We start from the raw sequence: 25,578 nt of genomic DNA, 5'->3' as shown, positions 1-25,578 counted from the left end.
TTTCCCTTTTAAAGATTATAAACCGGTTGCCTTGCTGCCGGTACCCCTTTCGTTAATAAGGCCGTTACGCACGGCAAGCGACCTGTATGCAGCAATCGGGTCGGCCACAGCACCGCTTTGTACGCGGGCTGCCTTAAGTATTGCCCTTACATCGGTACGGTATGCATCCTGTAGCAGTTCCTGCGCCAGCACCACATCATTATCAAGCTGTGCAGCTTTTAGTGCGGCCTGGTCTACAAGTAGTGCCTGTGCATACGCTATGCGTATGGCTTCAAGCGATTGTATAAGGTCTTCAAGCGGGTCTTTTACGTTATGGCTGGCATCAATCATCCAGGCCGGGTAAGGGTTTTGCGGGTTGTTTTCCATACCGTACACCAGTTCGTTAAATATCAGGAACAGTGCATACGGTTTTATAGAACCCACAGTAAGGTCGTCATCGCCATACTTGCTGTCGTTAAAGTGGAAACCGCCCAACTTGCCTTTGTACATCAGTGTGGCTACAATCTGCTCTATGTTGCTGTTTGGCAGGTGGTGGCCCAGGTCTACAAGGGTATAGGCGCGGTCACCACAGGCATTGGCAAGCATAAATGACGTACCCCAGTCCTGTATAACGGTGCTATAGAAGTTCGGTTCATACGGTTTGTATTCAATGAACAGCTTCCAGTCTTCCGGCATACCGGCGTATATCTGTTTCAGGCTGTTTTCGGTTTGCTGCAATACCGTCTGGAAATTGCGCTGCCCCGGGAAACTGCTGCCGTCTGCCAACCATACGGTAAGGCTTTTCGAGCCAAGCTGCTCCCCTATTTTTATCACCTCAAGGTTGTGTTCCACAGCATACTCACGCGAAGCCTCAATAGTACTGCTCAGTGAGCCGTGCTTGTAGCTGTGCTTAGCGCCTGCCTGGTCCTGGAACGTGTTAGAGTTTACGGCGTCAAATATAATATCGTGGCTTTGTGCCAATTCTTTAATGGCTTTATAATCCTGCGGGATGTCCCACGGAATGTGCAGCGACACCGCCCCCGCTGATTTGGTCAGCGCATGGATAAGCCCGATGTCGTCAAGCTTTTGCTCTAACGTAGCAGGCTCGCCACCGTAAGAGAAACGCCCGAAACGGGTACCGCCCGCACCCAGCGCCCAGCTGGGTATGGCAACCTGGAAATCTGCTACCTTACTTATAATGGTTTCAAGGCTGATACCACGTTTGCTAAGTTTACTGTCCAGCAGGTTCAGTTCTGCCTGATAGCTATCCTGTGTTTTATTTAAATCAGCAATATGCTGTGAGGTAATCTTCATTTTGTTTGAGGTTTGGTTATGAAGTAAGCCACAAACCCACCTTTCGGCAGATTTGTGGCTACTATAATTAATTATTAGCGTACAAAGGCATTGGCCATACCCCCGTCTACATTAATAGTGTTTCCGGTGCTTTTGTCCAGTATTGCCACACAGGCAAATACGCCGTTTGCAATATCATCCGGAAGTATGATTTCGTTCAGCAGGTTGCGGCTGGCGTAGTGCTTCGGTAAATCCTCCACACTGATACCGTAGGCTTTTGCACGGCCTTCGGCCCATTCGCCTTCCCATATTTTACTGCCTACAATAACACCGTCAGGGTTTACTGTATTCACACGGATTTTATCCCCGGCAAGCTCAGCGGCAAGCAGGCGCGTCATGTGCTGTTGCGCTGCTTTTGCAGTACCGTAGCCTACGTTGTTCGGTCCGGCAACAAGCCCGTTTTTACTGGCAATGTTTACCACATCACCACCAAGGCCCTGCTTACGCATAATGGCTACGCCCTGCTGTGCCATCATAAACTGTCCTTTTACAAGCACGTTTTGAAGCAGATCCCAGTCTTTAAGCGTAGTATCTTCAAGCGACTTGGAAATAGCAAGCCCCGCTGAGTGTACAATAATATCTACACCGCCAAAGGCAAGGCTGGCTTTTTTATACGCTTCGGCTATGGCATCGGCATTTGTAACGTCGCACACCACGGCTTCGGCCTGGTCTTTTTTGTATGTTTTAAGGGCGGCATCAAGCGCATCCTTGCTTAAATCAGTCAATACTACCACAGCGCCTTCAGCAACCAGCTTATCGGCTATGGCTTTACCAATACCACCACCGGCACCTGTAACAATCGCTACCTTGCGGCTAAGCGGTTTTTCGGCAGGCATACGCTGCAGCTTGGCTTCTTCAAGCAGCCAGTACTCTATGTCAAATGCTTCCTGCCTTGGCAGCGAAGTATAAGCTGTTATAGCCTCAGCACCACGCATTACGTTAATAGCGTTGATGTAGAACTCGCTTGCCACACGGGTAGTCTGCTTGTCTTTAGAGAAGCTGAACATACCCACACCCGGATAGATGATAATCACAGGGTTAGGGTCGCGCATGGCCGGGCTGTTCGGGTGCTTGCAGGTTTCGTAGTACTGCTTGTACTCTTCCCTGTATTGCGCGAAAGCCGGTTTAAGTTTTTCAAATACGGCAGCGGTATCGTTAAGGTCTTCCTCAGTAGAAAGATCTAAAACAAGCGGCTGTATCTTTGTACGCAAAAAGTGGTCAGGACAGCTGGTACCCAGTGGTGCAAGGCGCTCCAGGTCGTTACTGTTAATGAACTGCATTACGGCATCGCTGTCGTCAAAATGGCCTACCATGCGGTTTTCACTCGATGCAAGACCACGAAGCAACGGCATAATGGTAGCTGCTTTTTCAAGGCGGGCTTCTTTTTCAAGGCCCTGTATTTTGGCACCGCCAAATACGCTGCCTTTTTCTTTTATCTTTTTAGCAATATATTCCGAAGCGGTTTCTATCACCTCAAGGCTGTTAATGTAGCACTCGTAAGAGGTATCACCCCAGGTAAATAACCCGTGGCTGCCCAGTACTATACCGCGTATGCCCGGATTGTCGGCAAGGCACTTTTCCAGTTGAAGCCCCAGGTCAAAGCCCGGACGCTGCCAAGGCACCCAGCCCATGGTATCGCCCCATATTTCCTTGGTTACCTTTTCGCTGTCCTTTGCGGCAGCAACGGCAATAAGTGCATCGGGGTGCAGGTGGTCTATGTGCTTAAACGGAAGCAGGCCGTGCAGCGGCGTGTCTATAGACGGCGCTTTACTGTCCAGGTCAAAAAGGCAGTGGTTAAAAAGCCCTACCATACGGTCTTCGTCGGCCAGGCCGCCGTAAACGTTTTTAAGGTCGTGCAGGCGGCCGGTATATAGCCCGGCGATACCGCTGCGTGTAAGGGTGCCTATATCGCCACCGGAACCTTTTACCCACATTACCTCAACTTCTTCATTGGTTAGCGGGTCTTTTTCTATTGTTTTGCAGGAAGTGTTACCACCACCGTAATTTGTTATCCTTAAGTCAGCGCCCAGAATGTTAGAGCGGTACAGGAACAAAGCTACCTGGTCGTTGCCCAGTTCTGCTGCTTTAGCCTCGTCCCATAAATAATTTACGTATTGAAAATTTTTTACCATTTTTAGTCACTTTAATTTAGGTGAATACTATTAAGTGTGGGTCAAAAATACCTTAATCGGGTTAGGACAGTATCCTGTACCATGCTGTCAATTGCAAAAAAAATTGTAATTATCTTAACGTTTGTTATTCCTGGCACATGCTTTTGGAAACAAAAGCCTTACGGCAGGTAAAACACCTCTTTAAGCGGGGTGCTTACCGGCGAATTATCTGCATTGCTTTCCATAATATCCTTCATGTACGCCCACCATTTCTGCATTACCGGATGCGACGGCAGGTCGGTAAACTTTGCCTCATCGCTTATCAGCAGCGTGCCAAAAAGGCTGTTTGTGGTTTCATCCAGAAAAATGTAATAATCGCTTACGCCCGTTTCCTTAAGTAAAGCCGATAGTTCAGGCCAAATTTCGTCGTGGCGTTTTTTATATTCGGCTTCGTAGCCTTTGTGAAGCTGCATTTTAACTGCTAATCGTTTCATATTTTAGTCAAAAGTTGAAAGTTTTTAAAGTCAAAAGTCCGGGTATAGCTGCCGGCGTATGTTATCTTATAATGCCAGTACTTTATAGGTACTGCCCTTTTTGGTTTCAAAACTTATGGTGTAGCCTATAGCCGATTTTTTAGCCTTGGCCTTTACGCCTTCTACTTTAAAAGGTTCGTTAGCTCTTAGCGTACACGTACCGCCGTTGTTGGCTGCAACTGTTGCCGTAGCCAGCTTACCTTCTTTCCAGGCAATGTCCAGTGTAAAATTACCCCTTGCCACTATGCCTTTTATTTCGCCGTCTTTCCAGTTGTCCGGTAGGGCAGGCAGCAGGTGGATTTCATTATTCTGGCTTTGCAGCAGCATTTCTATAATCCCGGCAGTACCTGCAAAGTTTCCGTCTATCTGGAACGGCGGGTGGGCATCAAACAGGTTAGGGTACGAACCGCCGCCTTTGTAGCCTGAACCGCCCTCCTTAGTCAGCCTGAGCTGGTTGCGGAATATTTTATACGCATGGTTACCGTCCAGCAGGCGCGCCCACATGTTTACCTTCCAGGCAAGGCTCCAGCCTGTACCGTCATCACCACGAAGCTCCAGCGTCTTTTTGGCTGCATTGGCCAAATCAGGCGTGTTTAACGGGGTAATGATGTTTGCCGGGTGCAGCGCATAAAGGTGCGATGTGTGCCTGTGGTGCGGGTCTACATCTTCAAAATCCCTGTACCATTCCTGTAGCTGGCCTTTGCTGCCAATGTGGAACGGATACATTTTCTTATAGGTATCTTCAAGCGTTTTGCGGAACTCCTTATCAGTACCCAGTACTTTTGAAGCCGCTATGGTGTTAGAGAACAAGTCTTTTATAATGCCCATATCCATGGTGCTGGCTACGGTGATAACACCTTTCTTTTTACCGTCATAGTAATATTCATTTTCGGGCGATGTAGACGGCATGGTAACCAGGTAACCATCCTTATCTTTCTGGAGCCAGTCCAGCGAAAACTCAGCAGCACCTTTTAGTATCGGGTACACTTCCGCCAGATATTCCTTATCGCCTGTATACTGGTAGTGTTCCCACAAATGCCTAGTCAGCCAGTTGGCACCCATCCACCAGTTGGCCCACATAGGGTCGCCTTTACCAAAATCACCCACCGGGTTACTCATGGCCCAGATATCTGAGTTGTGGTGTGTTATCCAGCCGTTGGCATGGTAATAACTTTTGGCTGTTTCCTTCCCGGTAACTGATAGGTTGTATATCAGGTCGTTCAGAGGCGAGAACAATTCCGAAAGGTTGGCTGCTTCCACCGGCCAGTAATTCATCTGCACGTTAATGTTCGTGGTATAGTTACTGCTCCACGGCGCACGCAAATGGTGGTTCCAGATGCCCTGCAGGTTGGCCGGGGCATCTTTGGTACGCGATGAAGAAATCAGCAGATACCTGCCATACTGGAAGAAAATCGACTCTAAACCCGAGTCTTTCTCCCCTGCCGAGTACAATTCAAGGCGCTTGTCTGTAGTAAGGGTTGATTTATCTTTTTCCCCTTTATTTAATACCAGTGATACCCTGTTAAAAAACTTCCCGAAATCGGCACGGTGCTCACTAAGCAGGGCATCGTACGTTTTACCCGATGCCTTGGCAAGATGATTTAGTACCAACTGGTGTTCATCCTTACCGTCACTGTCCGGGCATTTATCATAACCGTTAAAGCTTGTAGCTGCCGAAACCAGCAGTAGTACTTCTGTAGCATCTTTTATAACAAGGTTATTGCCATCGGTGCTAACAGTACCGTCTTTTACAATCGGTTTTACAACCAACTCAAAACGCATACCCTTGCACCCCGAATCATCTTTATACACAACCGGTTCGGCATCATAAGAGATATAGCTTGGCGTTACATGCGAAGGCGCCTTGCCTGTTAGCGACAGTGAACCGTTAGCCACGGCAACGCGGTTGTTCAGCTGGCTTTTAGCTGCAACCGAAAACGACAATTTCTTAGCCTGGCTTGCCGTAAGCCTTATAATGATACATTCGCCCGGTGCAGACGCAAATATTTCGCGCTTATAACCCACCCCATTAATGGTAAATGTAGTTGTAGAAACACCGTCGGCAAGGTTAAGTTCCCTGTGGTACGAAGCCGGGGCAGCATTGCCGAAATCCTGCTTCAGCAAAAGGTCGCCCAGCGGCAGGTAACTTTCAGAGTAGCTGCCCTGCATATTTTTGGTAAGCTGGTACGCCTTTGCATAGTCACCCTCCATAAGGGCTGTGCGAATCGGCTGAAGGCTTTCAAAAGCAGTGGGGTTAATATTTTTACCCACCGGCCCGCCGCTCCACAGCGTAGCCTCGTTCAGCTGTATAAGTTCTTCATCGGTTTTACCGAAAACCATAGCCCCCAGCCTGCCGTTGCCTACAGGCAGGGCTTCAGTCCAGTAACCGGCCGGTTGGTCATAATGTAGTTTTAAATCCTGTTGGGCGTAGGCCGTTATGCCAAAAAGCGACAATAACAGCACAACGCATTTTTTTGTGATCATCATGGTTATAGTTTAAAGCTCTAAAAATAGACGATAAATCTTACCTGACTGTTATATTTTCTACTTTAGTGAATTGCCATATCCTACTATCATAACCGACAGCGATATAACCAGTATACCTAAAGCGATGGTGGTAACCGTTTTTTTGTTTACGCCTTTCCATTCCTTCAGGATGATGCCCCACATATTGGCAATGAAAATGATAAAGGCCATGTGCAATATCCACGAACTTGGCCCGTTACCCATGCGGCTTTCACCCATACCGTAGAAGAAAAATTGTAAAAACCACGTAGTACCCGCCAATGCACAAAAGATGATATTGGCAAGGATTGGCACATTCGGTTTACGGTAATCGCTTAGTGATTTATTTTTTATAGCCAGGAACAGGCAGCCAACAAGGTTGCTCAGCAAACCGCCCCAAAGCACAACTATATACGTTACGTTATTTTGGAACAGGAATTCACCCTGCCCCGGGTTGGCGGCTTTCCAGAGTTCGTTAGCCACATCAGCCATTGGTTTCCCAGCTTCAAGGCCAAAGTTAAAACACGCGCTCAGTATACCTGAGATTATAGAAACCAACAGCCCCAGGCCAAACTTGTATTCCGTTTTTACCTCCATACCATGCGGGTCGGTACCCGCCGCAGACAGTTGTTTCTCTTTCATGGTACCGGCCTTGCCACAGATAACAATACCCAGTACACAGATAAACAGCCCAAGCAGTACCATTTGCCCCCAGGAAGAACCGGCTATAGCGCCTATGCTGTCTTTACCGGGTTCGGGATACAGTTCATAATAAACAGATGGAAGGAGCGAGCCGAATACCATGCAAAGCCCAAGTATTACACTACTGCCCAGCGCAACGCCGAGGTAGCGCACACCGAGACCATACGTAAACCCGCCAATGCCCCACAGCACGCCAAATAAAAAGGCAAGCGCTATTACCGAGCCAGTGGCATGGGCAATGATATTCCAAAAATCAGGAATGGTAAGCCAGGCGGCCAGCGGCGGTACTATAAGCCAAGAAAATATGCCACCCACAAGCCAGTAGGTTTCCCAAGACCAGCCTTTAACTTTTTTAAACGGTATGTAAAAACTACCGGATGCAAACCCTCCGATAAAATGGAATAAAACGCCTAAAAGGACACTCATAACTTGTTGTTTGTTTTATTAACTATATGGTTTTCGAAAGTAAGTGTAAGTTAGCAAACGTCTGTCATGTGGTGTCATGTATTTATATAAAAAGCATAAAAAAATGCAGGCAAAATTTTACATGAGAAAATTTTACCTGCATTTTTTACAAATATCCCGAATTACCTTACGGGATGTACCTCAGGGAGCCCCCTACTGTTTATATAATAGTCGACTTACCTATGGTTTTATTATCCAGCACCGGTGCCGGTATTTCTTTTTTAAGGATATAGCTTTCCACAAAGTTACCTACATCTTGTGTACTGTAGGCGCTGCCTTCAACAATATCAGGTGTGCTTACACCTTTTTCTATACTGTATGCTACCGCTTCTTTTATAAGTCCGGCTTCATGGTACAGGTTAAAATGCTCCAGCAGTAACGCCGCCGAAAGTATAGATGCAACCGGATTGGCTATCCCCTTCCCTGTAGCCTGCGGGTACGAACCGTGTATCGGCTCAAACATAGAATGCACTGCACCTACTGATGCCGATGCCGCAAGCCCGATGCTGCCACCAAGTACACTCGCCTCATCCGAAAGGATATCGCCAAACATATTTTCGGTAAGCATTACGTCAAACTGTGCAGGGTTCAGTATCAGCTGCATAGCTGCATTGTCTACAAACAGATAATCCAGTGTCACATCAGGGTAATTGGCTTTACCCAGCTCAGTTACCACCCTCCTCCACAGGCGCGAGGTTTCCAACACGTTTGCCTTATCTACCAACGTAAGTTTCTTACGGCGTTTTTGTGCCGCACGGAAAGCCATGTGGGCTATACGCTCCACTTCTTCCTGGCTGTAGCTGCACAGGTCAGACGCATGTGTTTTATCGTCACTAAGTTGTTTTTCACCAAAGTAAATGCCACCTGTAAGCTCACGGTAAATGGTAAGGTCTACCCCTGCTATACGCTCAGGCTTTAGTGGCGACTGGTGCAGCAGCTTCGGGTAAATGGTTGTAGGGCGTATATTAGCAAACAGCCCAAGCTCCTTACGCAGCTTCAGCAGGCCCTGTTCCGGCCTTACGGGAGCCGTAGGGTCGTTATCATACTTAGGATGACCGATAGCACCAAAAAGCAGTGCATCGGTAGTTTTGCATAGGGTAAGCGTTTGCGGTGGCAGCGGGTCGTTAAACTCATCTATGGCCACAGCGCCTACCGGTGCTTCCTCATACTCAAAGGTATGCTCGTATTTCTTTGCCACGGCATTTAGCGTCTTTATGGCTTCTCTTGTTACTTCGGGGCCTATGCCATCTCCGGGCAATACAGCTATTTTAAGTATCATAGTTGGGTGTTTTTCTTTTCAAATTCAGCAATCGCATCCAGCCTGCTCACAAGGAAATCAATATCGTCATAGCCATTCAGCAGGCACAACTTTTTATAGGGGTCAATATCGAAATGCTCGCTGTACCCTTCAAAGCTTATGGTTTGTTCTTCAAGGTTTATGGTTACAGGGGTAGCGGCATCATCGGCTACGGCAGCAAATACCGCCCTTAAAAACTCCGGGCTTACCTGTACCGGCAGCAGTCCGTTGTTAAGGCTGTTCCCTTTAAATATATCGGCAAAATAGCTCGACACAATCACCTTAAACCCATAACCCGAAAGCGCCCATGCAGCGTGCTCACGGCTACTGCCGCACCCGAAGTTATTTCCCGCCACAAGGATGGTACCTTTATAAAGCGGATTGTTCAGGGTAAAATCAGGGTTCGGGTTATTATCACTGTCATAACGCCAGTCACGAAACAGGTTATCGCCAAAACCGGCCTTATCGGTCGATTTCAGGAAACGTGCAGGGATAATCTGGTCGGTATCTATATTGGCAATGTCCAGCGGCACTACAGTATCGTTGTAACTAGCAAACTTTTCCATTAATTAAGGTTTTGGGTATAATCAATAATTTTACCTTCTATGGCTATGGCGGCAGCGGTAAGCGGGCTTGCCAAAATGGTGCGCGCACCCGGTCCCTGGCGGCCTTCAAAATTGCGGTTACTGGTACTTACGCAATATTCGCCTGCCGGGATTTTATCCTCGTTCATGGCAAGGCATGCCGAACAGCCCGGCTCACGTATCTCAAAGCCTGCTTTGGTAAATATCTCCACAAGCCCTTCGGCTTCTATCTGCTTCACCACCTGTTGGGAGCCCGGCACTATAAGTGCCGTAATATTATCCGCCTTGGTTTTGCCTTTAATATAATCAGCTACTGCACGGAAATCCTCAATACGGGAGTTGGTACAACTGCCTATAAACACGTAGTTTATAGGCTGCCCGATAAGCGTTTCCTTGCCTGTAAAGCCCATATACGCCAGTGCCTTATCAGACGATGCATCCACACTCTGCGGAATGGCATCGGTAATACGGATGCCCATGCCCGGATTGGTTCCGTAGGTAATCATAGGGCCTATTTCTTCAGCCGCTATAAAATATTCCTGGTCGAACTCCGCGCCTTCATCGGTACGCAGGCTGTCCCAGTAGGCTTTTTTCTTTTCAAACTCTTCGCCTTTCGGGGCAAATTCGCGGCCTTCTACATACGCATATGTGGTTGCATCCGGGGCAATCAACCCGCCACGTGCACCCATCTCAATACTCATGTTGCAAACGGTCATACGGCCTTCCATAGACATTTCCTCAAACACGTTACCGGCATACTCACAGAAATAGCCTGTACCGCTATTGGTACCCAGCTTGGCAATGATATACAGGATAACGTCTTTAGGGGTAACGCCTTTTTTAAGCGTGCCGTTTACGTTAACACGTAGTGACTTCGGTTTTTCCAACAGCAAACACTGGCTGGCAAATACCTGCGCCACCTGGCTGGTACCGATACCAAAGGCAATGGTACCAAACGCCCCGTGTGTAGAGGTATGGCTGTCGCCGCATACAATGGTCATGCCCGGCTGTGTAATGCCCAGTTCGGGCGAAATAACGTGTACTATACCGTTGTACCTATGCCCCAGCCCGTAAAACGTAATGTTGTGCTTGTTGCAGTTTATGGTAAGTTCCTCTATCTGCTTGCGCGACATTTCGTCCTTAATAGGCAGGTGCTGGTCTTTTGTCGGTGTATTGTGGTCGGCCGTAGCTACAATCTGCTGCGGTCGGAAAAGGCCAATCCCGCGGCTTTCCAGTTCTGAAAAGGCCTGCGGGCTGGTTACTTCATGTATCAAATGTTTGTCTATGTACAGTATTTCAGGGCCATTGGGTATCGTTTCCACCACGTGGGCATCCCAAACCTTATCAAAAAGGGTCTTCTTCATCGCTTAATAGTTTATTTGCAGCCTGCTTTTAGACAGCGCTATAATCTGGTGCAGGTCGTTATCCTGTACCTGCTTGCAGTTATCGGCAAATTTCAGGAATTCAAGGTAAATAATATCAAGGTCGTTCTTGGTAAGTTCGTAACCTATTTTCTTGGCGGTATATGCCAATGCCGAACGCCCGCTGCGTGCCGTAAGCACAATAGACGATTCAGTAACGCCAACGTCGGCAGGGTCTATGATTTCGTAGGTTTCGCGGTTTTTAATCACACCATCCTGGTGGATGCCCGAACTGTGCGCAAAGGCATTCTCCCCTACTATGGCTTTATTCGCCTGCACAGACATGCCCATTTCCTGGGCTACCAGCCTGCTCATAGCAGTAAGCTGCTGCGTTTTTATATTTGTGGAAAGGTGCAGTGCCGGGTGTTGTCTAAGTATCATCACTACTTCTTCAAGGGCTGTATTTCCGGCACGCTCGCCTATTCCGTTAATAGTACATTCTATTTGCCTTGCACCGTTAATCACACCTGCAATGGCATTGGCTGTAGCCATACCAAGGTCGTTATGGCAATGGCACGAAAGCTTTACTTTTTCTATACCCACAACATGCTCTGTAAGGTATTTTATTTTGGCTCCGTATTCATCCGGAAGACAGTAGCCTGTGGTATCAGGAATGTTCAGTACGGTAGCACCGGCTTTTACCACAGCAGTACATACTTCTGCAAGGAAAGCGTTATCAGTACGGCCTGCATCTTCGGCATAAAACTCCACATCCGACGTAAAGTTTCGCGCGAACTTAACTGCTTCTACAGCCTGTTCTATAATCCTTTCACGTGTCGAATTAAACTTATGCTTTATGTGCGAATCAGACGTGCCTATACCGGTATGTATACGCGGACGTTTAGCATATTTAAGTGCCTGGGCGGCCACCTCTATATCATTTTTTACCGCCCTGCTCAGTCCGCAAACGGCAGCATTTTTTACGAGCTTGGCAATTTCCTCAACCGACTGAAAGTCGCCCGGGCTTGAAACCGGGAAACCCGCTTCAATAATATCTACCCCAAGGTTGTCCAGCGCATCGGCTATCTTCAGCTTTTGTGCGGTATTCAGCTTACATCCGGGTACCTGCTCTCCATCGCGCAGCGTGGTGTCGAAAATGTCAATATGCTCAGTATTCATAGTCTTTCGTGGTTTAACTATTGCTAAAATAATTAACCTTATGCCAAGTACTTTTACACCGAAAAAATATTTACGACATCCAATGCAGTATTTTACACATTATATTTTTGATTTTCAATATTTTAAATATTATATTTTTATGTTATCCAAAATTAATATGCATTCATAATAATTAACAGACGTTACTGTTTTTTGGCTATATTTGGTGAAGATTGATTCAATGGCAGATGAAAAATCGTAACCAGCTTACAGATAACCTATTTATATTGATAAAGTCGCTTTCGGCATCGGAAAAGCGGCAGTTTTCGCTATTTGTAAACCGCTTACAGGCCAATACCGACAGTAAGTTCCTCAACCTGTTTAAGGTGCTTTCCGCCCAAAAAGAATACGACGAAGCAGCACTGCTGAAAGCTACAAAAATCAGCAAGGAGCAACTGAGTAATGTAAAAGCGCACCTGTACCACCAGATACTGACCAGCCTGCGCCTGAACCCCAGTAAGCGCAACATACCGTTGCAACTCCGTGAGCAGTTCGATTTTGCCATGATACTCTACCGTAAGGGCCTGTACCAGCAATGCCTGAAGCTACTGGACAAACTGAAAAGCCAGGCGCTGATGTATGAGGAAAAAAACCTGGGCTACGAAATCCTGGATTTAGAAAAGATTATTGAGTCGCAGTACATAACACGCAGCCGCAGCAACCGTGCAGATATACTTATAGACCAGACGAATGAGCTTACCTACCTGAACAACATAGCGAGCCAGCTGAGCAGCCTGGCGCTGGATATGTACAACATTTTCCTGAAAAATGGCTATGCCCGCACCGATGAGGAAGCACAGGCCGTATCGCGCCACTTTTTTAAGCACCTGCCCGAATATGATGCCGAAAAACTGGGCTTCCGCGAAAAGCTGTGGCTGTACCAGTCGTACCTTTGGTTCAGTTTCATCACGCAGGATTTCATTGCCTGTTACCGCTACGCCACGCGCTGGGTGGGACTGTTTGAAAAGAACCCGCACCTTATTACCGTCCACCCCGTGTTTTACATTAAGGGCAACCATTACGTACTGGAATCGCTGTACTACCTGAACCGCGTAGAACAGTTTGAAAAGGCACTCGACCGTTTTGAAAAAATTTTGGGGAGCGAACCCATACCGGAAGACGACAATATTATTGTACTGTCGTTCCTGTATGTATATGCCAACAAGCTGAACCTGCGTTTTATGCGGGCGCAGTTTAGCGGCGGCGAGGAACTGCTGGAAACCATCCACAAAAAACTCGACCGTTACAAGGACAAGATAGACGACCACCATGTTATGGTGCTGTACTATAAAATAGCCTGTTACCACTTTGGTACGCAGGAATATGCCAAATGCATTTTTTACCTGAAGAAAATCATCAACAGCAAAACGACCCAGATACGTGAAGACCTGATGTGCTTTGCCCACATGCTGAACCTTGCGGCACACTACCAGGCCGGGCTTGATTACAGGCTGGAAGCCCTGATACGCACCACGTACAACTTCCTGATTAAAATGAACGACCTGCACGGGGTACAGCGCGCGGTTATCGACTTCCTGAAAGGGCTATCCAATGTTTCGCCACTGCTTATAAAACGGCGTTTTATAGAGCTGCTTGAAACCCTGAAGAAATTTGAAAAAGACCCGTTTGAACGCCGTGCCTTCCTCTACCTCGACCTCATTTCGTGGCTGGAAAGCAATATTTATAACAAGCCTATAGCGCAGGTTATCGGTGAAAAAGTAGCGAAACGGCAGGCGGAAGCGTAAGCACAACTCTTTAAATTTTACCACAAGGTTCACAAAGTTTTTTCACGAAGGACACAAGGCTATATAAATATTGGCCCGTTCCGGTCAACAAACGACACGAGGCTTACGTATCAGCTTAGTGCCCTCATGCCGATTTATCGGTACTAAACCTTTGTGCATATAAACACATAACCCACTTTGTGCACCCTGTGAAAAAACTTTGTGAACCTTGTGGTAAAATTATCCTATCTCATAAAAAATCCCGTTCCACTTTCGCGAAACGGGATTAACAATCTATAAGGTAATTTAAACGAGACTCTTATTTAACCGGCTCAATGCCTTTGTGCGTTGGCACAGTGGTTTTAATACTGCCATCGGCATTAAACTCCAGTCTGTCGATACACACCTCGCGGTGGAAACCGGCGGAATCACCCATGGTAATACCCTTAGGGTACGGGAACCTGTGGTACACAATATACCACTCGTCCTTGCCCGGTAGTTGCAGTACCGAATGGTGGCCTGTACCATAGATACCTGCATTGGCATCCTTACTCAGCACCAGGTTTTCAGTTGGCAATGTCCATGGCCCCAGCGGTGATTTTGATGTAGCATAATGCACCTGGTAGTCCGGGCTGCGGGTATCGTTTTCAGACCACGTAAGGTAATATGTACCCTTGCGATAAAACACATACGTACCCTCGTTGTAACTTTTTGTAGGCGTAATAACCTTAACCGTTTCGGGTTTAATGGTCACCATATCGGCGTTAAGCTCGGCTACAGCACAGTAACCATTGCCCCAATACAGGTAAAACTTACCGCTTACCGGGTCGTGGAAAACATCAGGATCTATCTCCTGTCCGCCCTGTTGTCCGGCTGGGCGTGTAGCTACAATCGGCTTACCGCTGTCTTTAAATGGCCCCGCAGGATTATCAGACACGGCCACACCTATTTTTTGCGCAGCTGTAAAGTAGTAGTAGTATTTGTACTGGCCTTTCTTTACTTCCTTTTCTATGATGCACGGTGCCCACGCATTACGGTCGGCCCAGGTTACATCTTTACCAAGGGTAATTATTTTCCCTTCCTCTTTCCAGTCTACAAGATTTGTAGATGAAAACGTCTTGAAATACTTGCCCGACCATCCGTCGAAACCATCGCTGGTTGGGTACAGGTAGTATTTTTTAGTTTTATTAGAATACAAAATCTCAGGGTCTGCGTAGTAGCCTTCCAGCACCGGGTTGTTATTCAGGTGTGGCAATTTTGCAGGAGTTCCCCATTTAGCAAGCATCCTTTTCAACTCCGTGCGAGTTATTGGCATTACTGTACCATGGCGCGGGTTGAAATCCATACTGATTTCGTTATCAATCAGCGAAAAATGCTCCAGGTCAGTACTTTTGGTAAACTGGTATTTACCTTTCATGTACACGTCATACATCAGTATGTACGTATCCTGGTTGTTCAGTTTAAACACCCCTGCCCCTTCCACACTCTCTGTAGTTTGTTGCAGGTACTCGTCTTTTTCTGCCCAAATGCCCGATGTAAGGTTCTGCGTAGTAGCAACCTTAATACCGTTAGTGCCACCCTCCGTTTTATAGAACAAATGGTACACACCGTCTTTCTCTACTATATCGCCATCTATGCATGACCTGCCTGACTTGGGTTTAAACAGCACTTTTGGCGCGCTTTCCAATCCTGTAAAATCAGCATTGGCATAGGCGTAGTAAATAATATCCGGGCCGCTGGCATGCTGTAACGAAAAGTACACCATGTACTTATTGGCTGCCTTGTCAAAGATGGTCTGTGGCGCCCAAACACGTTTCAGGTCGTCATTACCGGGATAGGTTTTCTGGATGTTTACGATTGAAGACGTCCAGTTTACCAGATCGGTCGATTTCAGCAGCACCATAGCGCGATTGCTGTCCCAGCCTTTGTTAGAGGTCATGTCGGTAACCACCATACGGAACACACCGTCAGGGCCACGCATAATGTGTGGGTCGCGCACACCGCCGGTAGAGCTGATTTTTTTGGAATCAATGACCGGGTTGTTATTGTTCAGCGCATAAAAATGATAACCGTCAAGGCTTACACCAAAACGGATGGCCTCTTCTTCAACGGTATTCCCGGTGAAATACGTAAACAGGTAGGCCACCTCATCCTTAGGCCTGCTGTCGGTTTGTGCGACAGCAGGCAGGGATAAGGTTACCAATGAAAGTATACTAAAAATGATTTTCTTCATAGGTTACTTCACGGTAATGGTGGTTTCTACCGGTTTCAGCCACGGGCTTGTAAACTTCACGTTTATGGTGCCTGCATCGCCTGTCGACTGTATGTATGCCAATATATGCCCGTGCAGTACACGCTGTACATTATCGGTATAATCGGTCATATCGGTATTGTTACCGGCTTCAAGGCCAAGTAGTTTACCCGGGCCACTTATCGTACAGGTTACTTCGTTGTCAGACAGCATTACCGGAAGGCCGTTTTCGTCAACCACCTGTAGTAATACCTGAGCCACACCTTTATCTTTACTAACCGTAATACCTTTTTGCTTAACCACCAACGCAGCAGGTTGCTTAGACGAGTTAATAGCATAACGGCTCACTTCTTTACCGTTTTTATCAAGGCCGATAACCTCAAGCTTACCTGCTTTGTACGGCACATCCCAAACGATGATACCCGTTTTTTCGTCATAAGGCTTCACCTCGCCTACCTGCTTACCGTTAAGCTCCAGGCGGGCTTTGGCAGCATTGGTATACGCAACCACACGGATGCTTTGCCCATCCTCATAGTTCCATACATCCCATGCGTCTTTAGACGGCTGCTTTTCCTTATCAGGCGTTGGATAGGTACCAATAAATGCCATTGGCTTGTCCGACCAAAGGGACTGGCGGAAGTAGCCCCTCGGCTTTATTTGCCCTGCAAAATCTACAAGGCCCGAGTAAAAGCCTCGCGACGGCCATGCACCTGATTCACCAAGGTAGTCGATACCTGTCCAGATGAACTGCCCGAAGATGTGCTCATTGTTTTTAACAGCCAGCCACGGCTCCAGGTCGTGTACGGTTTCACTGCCGTAAATAACACGTTTGGGGAATTTTTTATGATCCGATATATATTTACTTTCGGTATAGTTGTAGCCCGTAACATCTATAAGGAACGGGTACTCGGTTTCGTTACTCATGGCAACACCGGCAAGGCCTGCTGTAGTAACACGTGATTTATCAAATTTCTTCACTACGTTAACCAGCCTTTTGGCAATACCGCCAAGGCGCATGGCATCAGGTGCATCTTTCTTATAGCCACCGTAAGCAGGCTGGCCGAAGCCGTCCTTGCCACCATCAAGCACCGGGTGCGAGTACGGGTCGTTAGGGTAATCTACCTCGTTACCTATACTCCATCCCCAAACCGAAAGGTGGTTACGGTCGCGGCGTACCATGTCTTCAAGGTCTTTCTCAGCCCAGTCGGCAAAAATATCATACGAACCCTGGAAGCCCGGCGTACCTACGTTCCAGCCGGTTAGCCATTTACGTTTAGGGTATTCCCACTCGTCATAAGCCTCATTAAGCACTAAAATTCCAAGCTCATCACACAGCTCATAGAATACAGGAGCCTGTGGGTTGTGGCTGGTACGTATGGCGTTTACGCCAATAGCCTTAAGGGTTTGCAGCCTTGTTTTCCAAACCTCGTCCGGCACGGCAGAGCCAAGCACACCGGCATCGTGGTGAAGGCACACGCCTTTCATTTTCATCCATTTGCCGTTAAGGGCAAAACCTTTATCAGGGTCGAATGTAAACGTACGGAAACCCGTTTGGGTAGTCGTGGCGTCTATCTGCTTACCGTCTTTAAGTACCGTAGTTTTTAGGGTATACAGGTTAGGGTTATTCAAATCCCAAAGCAGCGGGTTGCTCACCTTAAGCTGGGTAGCTACCTTGTCTTTAGCATTAGCGGCAACGCTCAGCTTTTGCGAATTTTTAGCTACTACCTTGCCGCTTTTATCTACAAGCTCGTTTACCACGGTAACGCCCGATTTTTTATCAAGGCCGTTTTCTACTTCAACTTCTACATTCAGTGTAGCCGAATTTCCTTTAACCTCCGGGTAGGTATATACGCCCCACTGGTTAATGTGTACCGGGTTTGAGTACACCACATACACATCTCGGTAAATACCCGAACCGGTATACCAACGCGAATCAGCACTTTGGCTGTGGTCTACACGCACGGCAATGGTATTATCTCCGCCAAAGTTTATGTAAGGGGTAGCATCGTAACTGAACGATATGTAGCCATTTGGCCTTTTGCCCAGCGAATGCCCGTTGATAAACACTTCACTACGGTTGTATACACCTTCAAAATACAGGTATACCTTTTCACCTTTTTTAGCCTGTGGCACGTTCAGGCTTTTGCGGTACCAGCCAATACCGCCCGGCAGGTAGCCTGTACAGCTTGCCAGTGTAGGGCTTAGCTGGCCTTTTATACTCCAGTCGTGCGGCAGGTTAAGGCTTTGCCAGTCCTTATCTGAAAAATTGGTTTCTTTTGCTTCCTGCTTATCCTCTAGGGCAAACTTCCAGTTGTCATTAATCTTTTGCGGTTGCCCGAACGAAACCTGCCCCACGGCGGCCATCCAGGTTGCGTTAAGCATGGTGAGCAGTAGTTTAGTAGTAGTATTCACTTTTATTGGTTTTTATAATGATAAAATTCTTCTTCCTTTATTGTGTGTAAATTTTAAAGCCCGCCGGTAGTTATGGTAACTATACTGCGTGCCGGGAGGGTTATGGCCTGTCCGTCGGTTAGGGCCTGTTGCTGTAATTCCTTATCTTCCGAAGTTATATATGCCTTTAACCCGGTAAGGCTTGTGCTGCCTTTTTTCAGGGTAAAGGTTGTAGGCTGCGCCGATGCGTTTATCACCACAGTAACCAACTTACCTGTAGCAGGGTCTTTATATGCCGAATATAAAAAGTTTTGGTTTTGTGTATTCCCCTGGCTACTACTTATTTTCACCCTTTGGTAACCCGGCCTTACAAAACGGCTGTAGTTACCCAGCGCCCAAAGCATTTTACTTTTATAAAAGTTACCGTCCGTTTTTTGTTTGTCGATATAAATAAGGCCATCCTTATAATCATACGGCGAAATAGCCAGCCACCAGTGCCATGCGGTAGCATTAGCGGTGGCAAGGTCAGCGTGGATTACTTTTGCAAGGTACAGTGCCGATGAAATGCCTAAATCACGCCCGTTACCATTTATTTCCCCTGCATTATCGCCAAGGATACAGTATTCCGACATCCAGTATTTCAGGCCGTTTACCTGGCTTACTGCCGAGGCAAGCTGCTGCCGTTGGCTTACCATTGTAGCATAAGGTGAGGTAGTAAAGTAGCTGTGACCGGCAATCACATTTTCAAGTTTTGAAAGGTTGCCAATATAATTTGCCGAGCCCGTAGTGAAAAATTCCTGTATCTGGTTGGCACGGTTCGGCCTGTTACCGGTTTCATACAGGTAGTTTATCTGGCCGGCTTCGCCTATGATTATGGTGGCATTTAGCCCTTTGTCTGTTATTTTCTGGTTGAGCAGTGCGGTAATACCGGCTATTTCATTATTATAAAACGGGGTACCCTCCTGGCCTCCGTCGTTCCAGTCCCATTGCGGCTCGTTCATGGGGCTGATGTAGTTCACATTCAACCCTTTATCATTCAGCCCTTGTGCTACATCGGCAAGATAGCCCGCATAAGCTTCATAATTTCCTGAATCAAGGTTAGAAATGATGGTACCTGCCGTGGCAAATGCCTTGCCATTACGCGAAAGCGATACCGGCGGGCTGTTCGGGAAAATAAGCAGCTTATCTACCCCACGCGATTTGGCTGCCTGTGCAAACCAAACCTGTGCCTGCTGCTTGTCCCAATTGTACGTACCATCGGCATTACGGAACGATTCTGCCCTGCGCCATTCGTCTCCTATACCACTGGCACTGCCCTGTTCGGCACTGCCCGCGCCTACATTAAACCTCCATAGCGAAAGCCCAATACCCTGCGGATTACCCGAAGCATCATTTTGTGTACTGAACAGCAGGTCGGCAATTGCGTTTTTCTTAGAATCTGGCCAATTGCCCACAAACTGGCAGGACCATGCATCTGATGCGCCAAAGTGTTCCACGGTCTGGTACGTAGTGGCATCGTCTATGGTAAGGGTTATCCCCTGTTCCGGCTGTGGTGTGGTGGTGTCTTTATTGCCATCGCTGCTGCAGGCTGCATAACATAAGCTAAGCAGGCTTGCAAAAACACGGCTGTATGTTGTATTGTATTTCATAGTAATTTTTAGCGTAATCACTGTATGGTATAAAGGCCGGGAGCAGTTGTAACCTTGCCCCCGGCCAAGCCTTAATTAATGCATTAGTAGTTCGGATTTTGCTCCAGCTGGTTGTTAGATGCCTGGATTTCAGTCCTCGGTATCGGCAGCCAGTAATGTTTCGTCTGGAATGCTTTACCCTGAAGTGCTAACTTGCGCGTGTAGGTAAATGTACCATCGGTATTTTTTACAATATCCATACCGTAAGCAGGTGTGTTCTCTATTGTTTCAGCAATCATCCAGCGCCTTACATCGTAGAAACGGTGCTCTTCAAAAGCAAGCTCTATCCTGCGTTCGTGACGGATGCGGGTACGCATTTCACTTTGCGATAAACCTGTCGGAAGATCCGGCATACCGGCCCTGTCGCGTATTGCATTTATGGCCGCATATACTGTAGCATCGGGACCTGTAGCCTCGTTTTGTGCCTCAGCATAGTTCAGCAATATTTCGCCATAACGGAAGTAAATCCAGTTTTGTACACCAGCCACATCCCACGGGTTGATGATAGGCAGGTCTTCACGCATAAATTTCCTAAGGTAATAACCGCTCTTGCTGCTGTTCCAGTTATCTGGCCCCTGCGGGCTGTCTAAACCACCCGGGTTTTGCGGTGTAGGATTAACTACCCTGAAGGTCTGTACATTCCTGTCCCTGTAAGGGGCACCGTCATATAATATGGTAGCATAAAAACGCGGATCCCTGTTATCATAAGGGTTTGCGGCATGTGCAGCATTGTTCCAGTCAAACGCTGTACCATCGGCCATTTCATAATCGTCTACAATATTTTGCAGCGGCACGTTTCCGCCCCAGCCACCATAGCCGTTTGGCCCGTGTGCAATTTCCAGTGCATAATGCCTTGCAGACAGGTTATAGAACCTTGCAAAAATGTATTCTGAGTTACTGCCGGTTGTAGTAAAGGTTTCGGCATAGCCATTTTGGTACAGGCTGTAAATACCCATGTCCATAACTGCTTTATTAGCCGCAGCGGCAGCAGCCCATTTTTGGGTATCGTTACTGCCACCGGTGTACAGCGGGCTGGCAGCATATAGCAGCAATCTTGCTTTTAGTGCAAGCGCAGCGCCTTTTGTAGCACGGCCTTCGCCATAACCGTTAAAGTTACTTACCGGCAGTACGGCAGCAGCAGCATCAAGCTCACTCGTTACATATGCCATGCTTTCTTCTATTGGCCTGCGGTCAAAAAGTGCAGGGTCAGAAAAATCATCGTTAAGTTCTGATACCCTGTCGCCCATAAGCACTACCTCACCATAATTACGGATAAGGTCGTGGTAGCGGAAAGCACGGATAAAGCGTAGTTCTGCTGTAAGGCGTTGTGTACGGCCTTCGCTCATACCAAGTTCCTGTATGTGTGCCAATGCATAGTTAACTTCGCGAATGCTCCTGTAACTGCGTGCCCAAAAAGTGCCCGCTATACCAAGGTTTTCAGGAGATAAGCCACCCTGTTGTATAATCCAGGTGTTATCGTCGTTGTTGTAAATAGACTCATCGGTAAGCGATGCCCATAATCCGTATTCAAAACCACGGCCAAAACCCGGCTGGTTAGAGTCGCCTTCTTTATTTGTAAGGCGCACACCCATATAACGGTTAATAACAAACGATTCGAATAGTATTGAATCTGTTAGTATGGCTGCATCCGAAACCCGGTCGGTAGGTGTAATATCAAGATAATCCTTATCGCAACTTGTAAACACCAGGCCCGAAGCCATAGCAAGCGATAAAGTGGTTATTATAAATGATTTTTTCATTGCTGCTTTTTTTAGAATTGAACGTTAAACCCAAGGTTGATGATTTTCTGTTGCGGGTAAAACTGTCCGCTTTCATTATTTCCTTCCGGGTCATAATCTTTTACCTTACTTATGGTAAACAGGTTAAATGCGCTGGCATAAATCCTGAAGTTGCTTATACCGTAACGCTCAAGATAAGTAGATGGGATTGTATAGCCAAGCTGTACGTTTTTAAGCCTTACAAACGCTGCGTTGTTCAGCCAGAAATTGTTTCGGTACTGCCCGCCGCTTACTGCCGATGAAGCCCTGTCGCTTACACGTGGATACGATCCGTTAGGGTTTGTAGGGCTCCAGCGGTTGTCTGCCCAGCTGCTGTAGAAGTTACCTACAGTACCGCTTTCAGGTAATACGTACTGGCTTACCTGGGCCTGTCCTGCAAATACTACTGTAAGGTCAAAATTCTTATAGCTGGCATCTGCTGACAGGCCAAAGGTCATTTGAGGTATATTACCATATTTGGTCCTTATCTGGTCATCGGCAGTAATCTGTCCGTCACCGTTAACATCCCTGTATATAAGGTCTCCCGGTTGTGTACCTGCCACGTGAGGTGTAGCATCTATCTGTGCCTGGTCCTGGAAAATACCTACGGCATCATAAAGCAGGTAGGTATTCATAGGGCGTCCGGTCTGGCTTTGGTAGCCAAGTGTACCCGGGGCCTCGTCTATAAATACGATTTTGTTTTTAGCATAGGTAAAGTTACCCGACACACCCCAGCTGAAATCGCCCTGGTGGCTGTAGCCCAGTGTAGTTTCAAAACCGTGGCTTTTTACTTCGCCAATGTTTTCCTGCGGAACTAACGGTACAACGCTGTTATCTCCCGGCGGTAAGTAAGGGTTTACAATACCTGTAGATCCCGGTACCGATGCATTCCTTGCAGCAAGGATATCTTTCCTGTTTTGCTGGAAGTAAATACCTTCAAAGGTAAAGTTCTTAAGGAAACGTGCGTTAAGACCCAAATCTATCTTCTCTGCTGTTTCCCAGGTAATGTTAGGGTTAGCAAGTTTTATAAGGTCTATACCCGAAGTAAGCGTGTTACCTACTACATACCTGTTATTGAAAGAATAGTTATCAAAATACTGGAAGTTGCTAATATTGTCGTTACCCAGCTGGCCCCATGATGCACGGAACTTAAGGTCGTCAAAGAACTTCACATTATCGGCAAACCATGCTTCTTTTGAGATACGGTAACCCGCCGAAACCGATGGGAAGAAACCATAACGGCTACCACTCGGGAAGTTAGAAGAACCGTCTATCCTGGCTTGTAAATCCAAAAGGTATTTCTCGGCATAGTTATAGGCTACCCTGCCCAGGTAACTCTGCCTTGTAAACCTCCATGAGTACCCTCCGTTTGTAGCATCTGTTGCCGCTGCACCACCCTGCGAAAGTTCGGGTGTTGTAGTAGTAGGGAAGTTAATACGTCTTGCTGTAAAATTGTGGAATTTGGTTTCGCTCTGCTCATAGCCCACAAATGCATCAACACTATGCTCGCCAAACTGGCGTTTAAAATTCAGCTTAATATTTGATACTGCCTGAGACTGGCTGGTTTGAGACTCAGTAAGGTCACCTTTCTGGTTTGCACCGCCGCCTACTACCCTTGGGTCGTAGTTACCGGTCGAAGTATTGTATGTATATACCGTATATGGCGTGCTGAATGCTTTTGAACGGCTCTCACTTACGTCTGTAGAAAAGAAACCATCAGCAGAAAGGCCTTCAAGGAAACCGAAGTTGTAGCTTCCCCTAAGGATACCGTTAAATACATACGTAGGGTTTTCATTGGTACCACCTATGCTTGTAGCCTGCAATACCGGGTTACCATTCTCTATACCCGAAGTAGGCAAACCGTTAGGATAATAAGGCGCTATAGTAGGGTAAGCACGGTAAATAGACCTGAATATACCACCGGCACCGGTTATAGGATATGCACGGTCTTCCTTACGTCCGTTAAGCGATATGCCTACTTTAAGCCTTTCGTTTATATTGGTATCTATGTTTGTCCTTACGTTGTACTGGTTATAGTGTGCAGCGCTGTTTTTATAAAGCCCTTCCTGCGATACTTTTCCTATCGATACAAAATAGTTTGTTGTTTCGGAACCACCCTGAAGGCTCAGGTTGTGTTGCGACTGTAATGAATAATCCCTGAGTGTAGCCTTGGCCCAATCAGTATTTGGATGCAATAGCGGATCTGAACCGTCACGGAACTGCTGTATGTCCTGCTCAGAGTAAATCTGGTTCATGCCACTACCAGGATTCGCATAATAGGCTATTTCGTTACGTATTTGTGCATACGTTGGGGCATCTGCCATATCAGGCAGCCTCGTTGGCGAAGAAAAGCCCTGGTCAAAGTTATAGTTTACAGAAAGCTTAGAGCCTTTTTTACCCTTTTTAGTGGTAACAAGGATTACACCGTTAGCCGCACGGCTACCGTAAATAGCTGCCGAAGCATCTTTAAGTACGGTAACGCTTTCTATTTCCTGTGGGTTTAGCCTGCTTAACCCACCTATCTGTCCGGGTACACCGTCTACAACCACAAGTACATCATTATTGCCTGTGGTAGCAAGGCCACGGATGGTAATGCTGGAATCGTCATAACCCGGCTCACCGCCACGGTTATTGGCTATAACCCCTGATACACGGCCTGCAAAACCGTTAGATACATTTACTGCAGGGCTCTTTGTAAGTTGCTTACCGTCAATCTCAGAGATAGACCCGGTAACGGTTGCTTTTTTCTTGGTACCGTAACCCACCACAACTACTTCATCAAGCTCCTGCCTATCTTCTGCAAGGGTTACGTTTATACTGCTTTGCCCATTAACGGCTATTTCCTGGGTTTGGAAACCAATACTGCTGAATACCAGCACTGCATCAGCCGATGCGGCAGGTATTTCATAATTACCGTCAAGGTCGGTGCTTACAGCCACTGTTGTGCCTTTTACCATTACGGTAGCGCCCGGCACCGGAAGACCGTCTGCCGATGTAACCTTACCTTTTACGGTAGCCTGTAACCACGGCTTGCTGTACGCGCCCGAAAGCGGTGTGGCAGCCTTGAGGTTCCCGGCTGTTAAACTCATGCACATGAGCAGCAGCATCTGCCCGCGTACACTGTTTTTAGATTTTAAAAGCGTAGTGTTTTTCATAAATACTATTTGTTTAAGGAGATCCCCCGCTTTTTGTTTAAGGGAATTTGAGGTTTAGTTCTAAAGGTTAATATACTTTCAAAAAATAATATTCGTGTTTTCTGTGTTTTTCATGGGCGGTATATTTCGGTTTAATTATTTGTTTCGGGCAAATGCGGAGCGTGGTTTTTATGTTGAATAAAACCTGCCTGCAACAAACTCACTAAGACTGCAGGCAGGTGTAAAAAAACCAAATATTAACTCCAAACTTTATTATCATGGCAGCGCCAACTGCCGTATATTTTAATTTCAATTTTCAATGAACTTAACTTCTATGTAAAAACCAGCCCAAACAAACTTAAACGTTGTAGTAGGTAGGTATAGTGGCAAAGTAAGGGGGGTAAAAAGATTTTAACAGTGGGTAAAATTGAAAATAACGGGGGGTAAATTCGCAATTGAATAATTTTTAAATACTAAAAATCAACTATTTACAATTTCACATAG

The 25,578-nt window shown here is 46.9% G+C and carries 15 protein-coding genes; 1 reads left to right on the top strand and 14 read right to left on the bottom strand.

Annotation, left to right across the window (positions count from 1 at the left end):
* Positions 1–15: 15 nt before the first annotated feature.
* The 9 genes from ACZIX4_RS08810 to ACZIX4_RS08770 form a co-directional block, all read right to left on the bottom strand.
* Positions 16–1,293, bottom strand: coding sequence for a sugar isomerase (locus ACZIX4_RS08810; RefSeq protein WP_463335263.1), 1,278 nt, complete (start codon positions 1,291–1,293; stop codon positions 16–18).
* A 74-nt stretch (positions 1,294–1,367) separates the two neighbouring features.
* The gene (locus ACZIX4_RS08805; protein WP_463335262.1) at positions 1,368–3,464 is read right to left on the bottom strand and encodes a bifunctional aldolase/short-chain dehydrogenase; all 2,097 of its coding nucleotides are present in this window, start codon (positions 3,462–3,464) and stop codon (positions 1,368–1,370) included.
* A 158-nt stretch (positions 3,465–3,622) separates the two neighbouring features.
* Complete coding sequence (rhaM, locus tag ACZIX4_RS08800) at positions 3,623–3,937, bottom strand: L-rhamnose mutarotase (protein ID WP_411408777.1); 315 nt, start codon at positions 3,935–3,937, stop codon at positions 3,623–3,625.
* 66 nt (positions 3,938–4,003) lie between these two features.
* On the bottom strand, positions 4,004–6,463 hold the full coding sequence (locus tag ACZIX4_RS08795) for a glycoside hydrolase family 95 protein (RefSeq protein WP_463335261.1): 2,460 nt from the start codon (positions 6,461–6,463) through the stop codon (positions 4,004–4,006).
* A gap of 57 nt (positions 6,464–6,520) precedes the next feature.
* Positions 6,521–7,609: an L-rhamnose/proton symporter RhaT gene (rhaT, locus tag ACZIX4_RS08790; RefSeq protein WP_463335260.1), complete on the bottom strand. Its 1,089-nt coding sequence runs from the start codon at positions 7,607–7,609 to the stop codon at positions 6,521–6,523.
* Positions 7,610–7,808: 199 nt separating this feature from the next.
* Positions 7,809–8,927, bottom strand: coding sequence for a 3-isopropylmalate dehydrogenase (gene leuB / locus ACZIX4_RS08785; protein WP_463335259.1), 1,119 nt, complete (start codon positions 8,925–8,927; stop codon positions 7,809–7,811).
* Complete coding sequence (leuD, locus tag ACZIX4_RS08780) at positions 8,924–9,511, bottom strand: 3-isopropylmalate dehydratase small subunit (protein ID WP_463335258.1); 588 nt, start codon at positions 9,509–9,511, stop codon at positions 8,924–8,926. The genes leuB and leuD overlap by 4 nt, the downstream gene beginning before the upstream one ends.
* Complete coding sequence (gene leuC, locus ACZIX4_RS08775) at positions 9,511–10,893, bottom strand: 3-isopropylmalate dehydratase large subunit (protein ID WP_463335257.1); 1,383 nt, start codon at positions 10,891–10,893, stop codon at positions 9,511–9,513. The genes leuD and leuC overlap by 1 nt, the downstream gene beginning before the upstream one ends.
* Positions 10,894–10,896: 3 nt before the next feature.
* Entirely contained in the window at positions 10,897–12,069 is a 1,173-nt protein-coding gene (locus ACZIX4_RS08770; RefSeq protein WP_463335256.1) for a 2-isopropylmalate synthase, read from the bottom strand.
* Between the two features lie 227 nt (positions 12,070–12,296).
* Here ACZIX4_RS08770 and ACZIX4_RS08765 point away from each other — a divergent pair, with 227 nt between their 5' ends.
* Positions 12,297–13,853, top strand: a complete 1,557-nt coding sequence (locus ACZIX4_RS08765; protein WP_463335255.1) for a hypothetical protein — start codon at positions 12,297–12,299, stop codon at positions 13,851–13,853.
* 298 nt (positions 13,854–14,151) lie between these two features.
* On the opposite strand, the gene ACZIX4_RS08760 is transcribed toward ACZIX4_RS08765, so the two are convergent.
* From ACZIX4_RS08760 to ACZIX4_RS08740, 5 genes are all read right to left on the bottom strand, one after another.
* Positions 14,152–16,065 carry a family 43 glycosylhydrolase gene (locus ACZIX4_RS08760; RefSeq protein ID WP_463335254.1) on the bottom strand — a complete coding sequence of 638 codons (1,914 nt, stop codon included), beginning with the start codon at positions 16,063–16,065 and terminating at the stop codon, positions 14,152–14,154.
* 3 nt (positions 16,066–16,068) lie between these two features.
* A complete protein-coding gene (locus ACZIX4_RS08755) occupies positions 16,069–18,495 on the bottom strand; it encodes a sugar-binding domain-containing protein (protein WP_463335253.1) in 2,427 nt (808 codons plus the stop codon).
* A 53-nt stretch (positions 18,496–18,548) separates the two neighbouring features.
* Positions 18,549–20,123: a glycoside hydrolase gene (locus ACZIX4_RS08750; protein WP_463335252.1), complete on the bottom strand. Its 1,575-nt coding sequence runs from the start codon at positions 20,121–20,123 to the stop codon at positions 18,549–18,551.
* 83 nt (positions 20,124–20,206) lie between these two features.
* Positions 20,207–21,922, bottom strand: a complete 1,716-nt coding sequence (locus tag ACZIX4_RS08745; RefSeq protein WP_463335251.1) for a RagB/SusD family nutrient uptake outer membrane protein — start codon at positions 21,920–21,922, stop codon at positions 20,207–20,209.
* A gap of 11 nt (positions 21,923–21,933) precedes the next feature.
* The gene (locus tag ACZIX4_RS08740; RefSeq protein WP_463335250.1) at positions 21,934–25,095 is read right to left on the bottom strand and encodes a SusC/RagA family TonB-linked outer membrane protein; all 3,162 of its coding nucleotides are present in this window, start codon (positions 25,093–25,095) and stop codon (positions 21,934–21,936) included.
* Positions 25,096–25,578 lie beyond the last annotated feature (483 nt).

The sequence above is a fragment of the Flavobacterium niveum genome, assembly GCF_055231775.1.
This window is presented reverse-complemented; position numbering and strand designations above follow the sequence as displayed.

Bases quoted from the DNA above. Each gene is read 5' to 3' on its own strand.
- ACZIX4_RS08810 (WP_463335263.1), bottom strand. From the start codon at position 1,293: ATGAAGATTACCTCACAGCATATTGCTGATTTAAATAAAACACAGGAT.
- ACZIX4_RS08805 (WP_463335262.1), bottom strand. From the start codon at position 3,464: ATGGTAAAAAATTTTCAATACGTAAATTATTTATGGGACGAGGCTAAA.
- rhaM (WP_411408777.1), bottom strand. From the start codon at position 3,937: ATGAAACGATTAGCAGTTAAAATGCAGCTTCACAAAGGCTACGAAGCC.
- ACZIX4_RS08795 (WP_463335261.1), bottom strand. From the start codon at position 6,463: ATGATGATCACAAAAAAATGCGTTGTGCTGTTATTGTCGCTTTTTGGC.
- rhaT (WP_463335260.1), bottom strand. From the start codon at position 7,609: ATGAGTGTCCTTTTAGGCGTTTTATTCCATTTTATCGGAGGGTTTGCA.
- leuB (WP_463335259.1), bottom strand. From the start codon at position 8,927: ATGATACTTAAAATAGCTGTATTGCCCGGAGATGGCATAGGCCCCGAA.
- leuD (WP_463335258.1), bottom strand. From the start codon at position 9,511: ATGGAAAAGTTTGCTAGTTACAACGATACTGTAGTGCCGCTGGACATT.
- leuC (WP_463335257.1), bottom strand. From the start codon at position 10,893: ATGAAGAAGACCCTTTTTGATAAGGTTTGGGATGCCCACGTGGTGGAA.
- ACZIX4_RS08770 (WP_463335256.1), bottom strand. From the start codon at position 12,069: ATGAATACTGAGCATATTGACATTTTCGACACCACGCTGCGCGATGGA.
- ACZIX4_RS08765 (WP_463335255.1), top strand. From the start codon at position 12,297: ATGAAAAATCGTAACCAGCTTACAGATAACCTATTTATATTGATAAAG.
- ACZIX4_RS08760 (WP_463335254.1), bottom strand. From the start codon at position 16,065: ATGAAGAAAATCATTTTTAGTATACTTTCATTGGTAACCTTATCCCTG.
- ACZIX4_RS08750 (WP_463335252.1), bottom strand. From the start codon at position 20,123: ATGAAATACAATACAACATACAGCCGTGTTTTTGCAAGCCTGCTTAGC.
- ACZIX4_RS08745 (WP_463335251.1), bottom strand. From the start codon at position 21,922: ATGAAAAAATCATTTATAATAACCACTTTATCGCTTGCTATGGCTTCG.
- ACZIX4_RS08740 (WP_463335250.1), bottom strand. From the start codon at position 25,095: ATGAAAAACACTACGCTTTTAAAATCTAAAAACAGTGTACGCGGGCAG.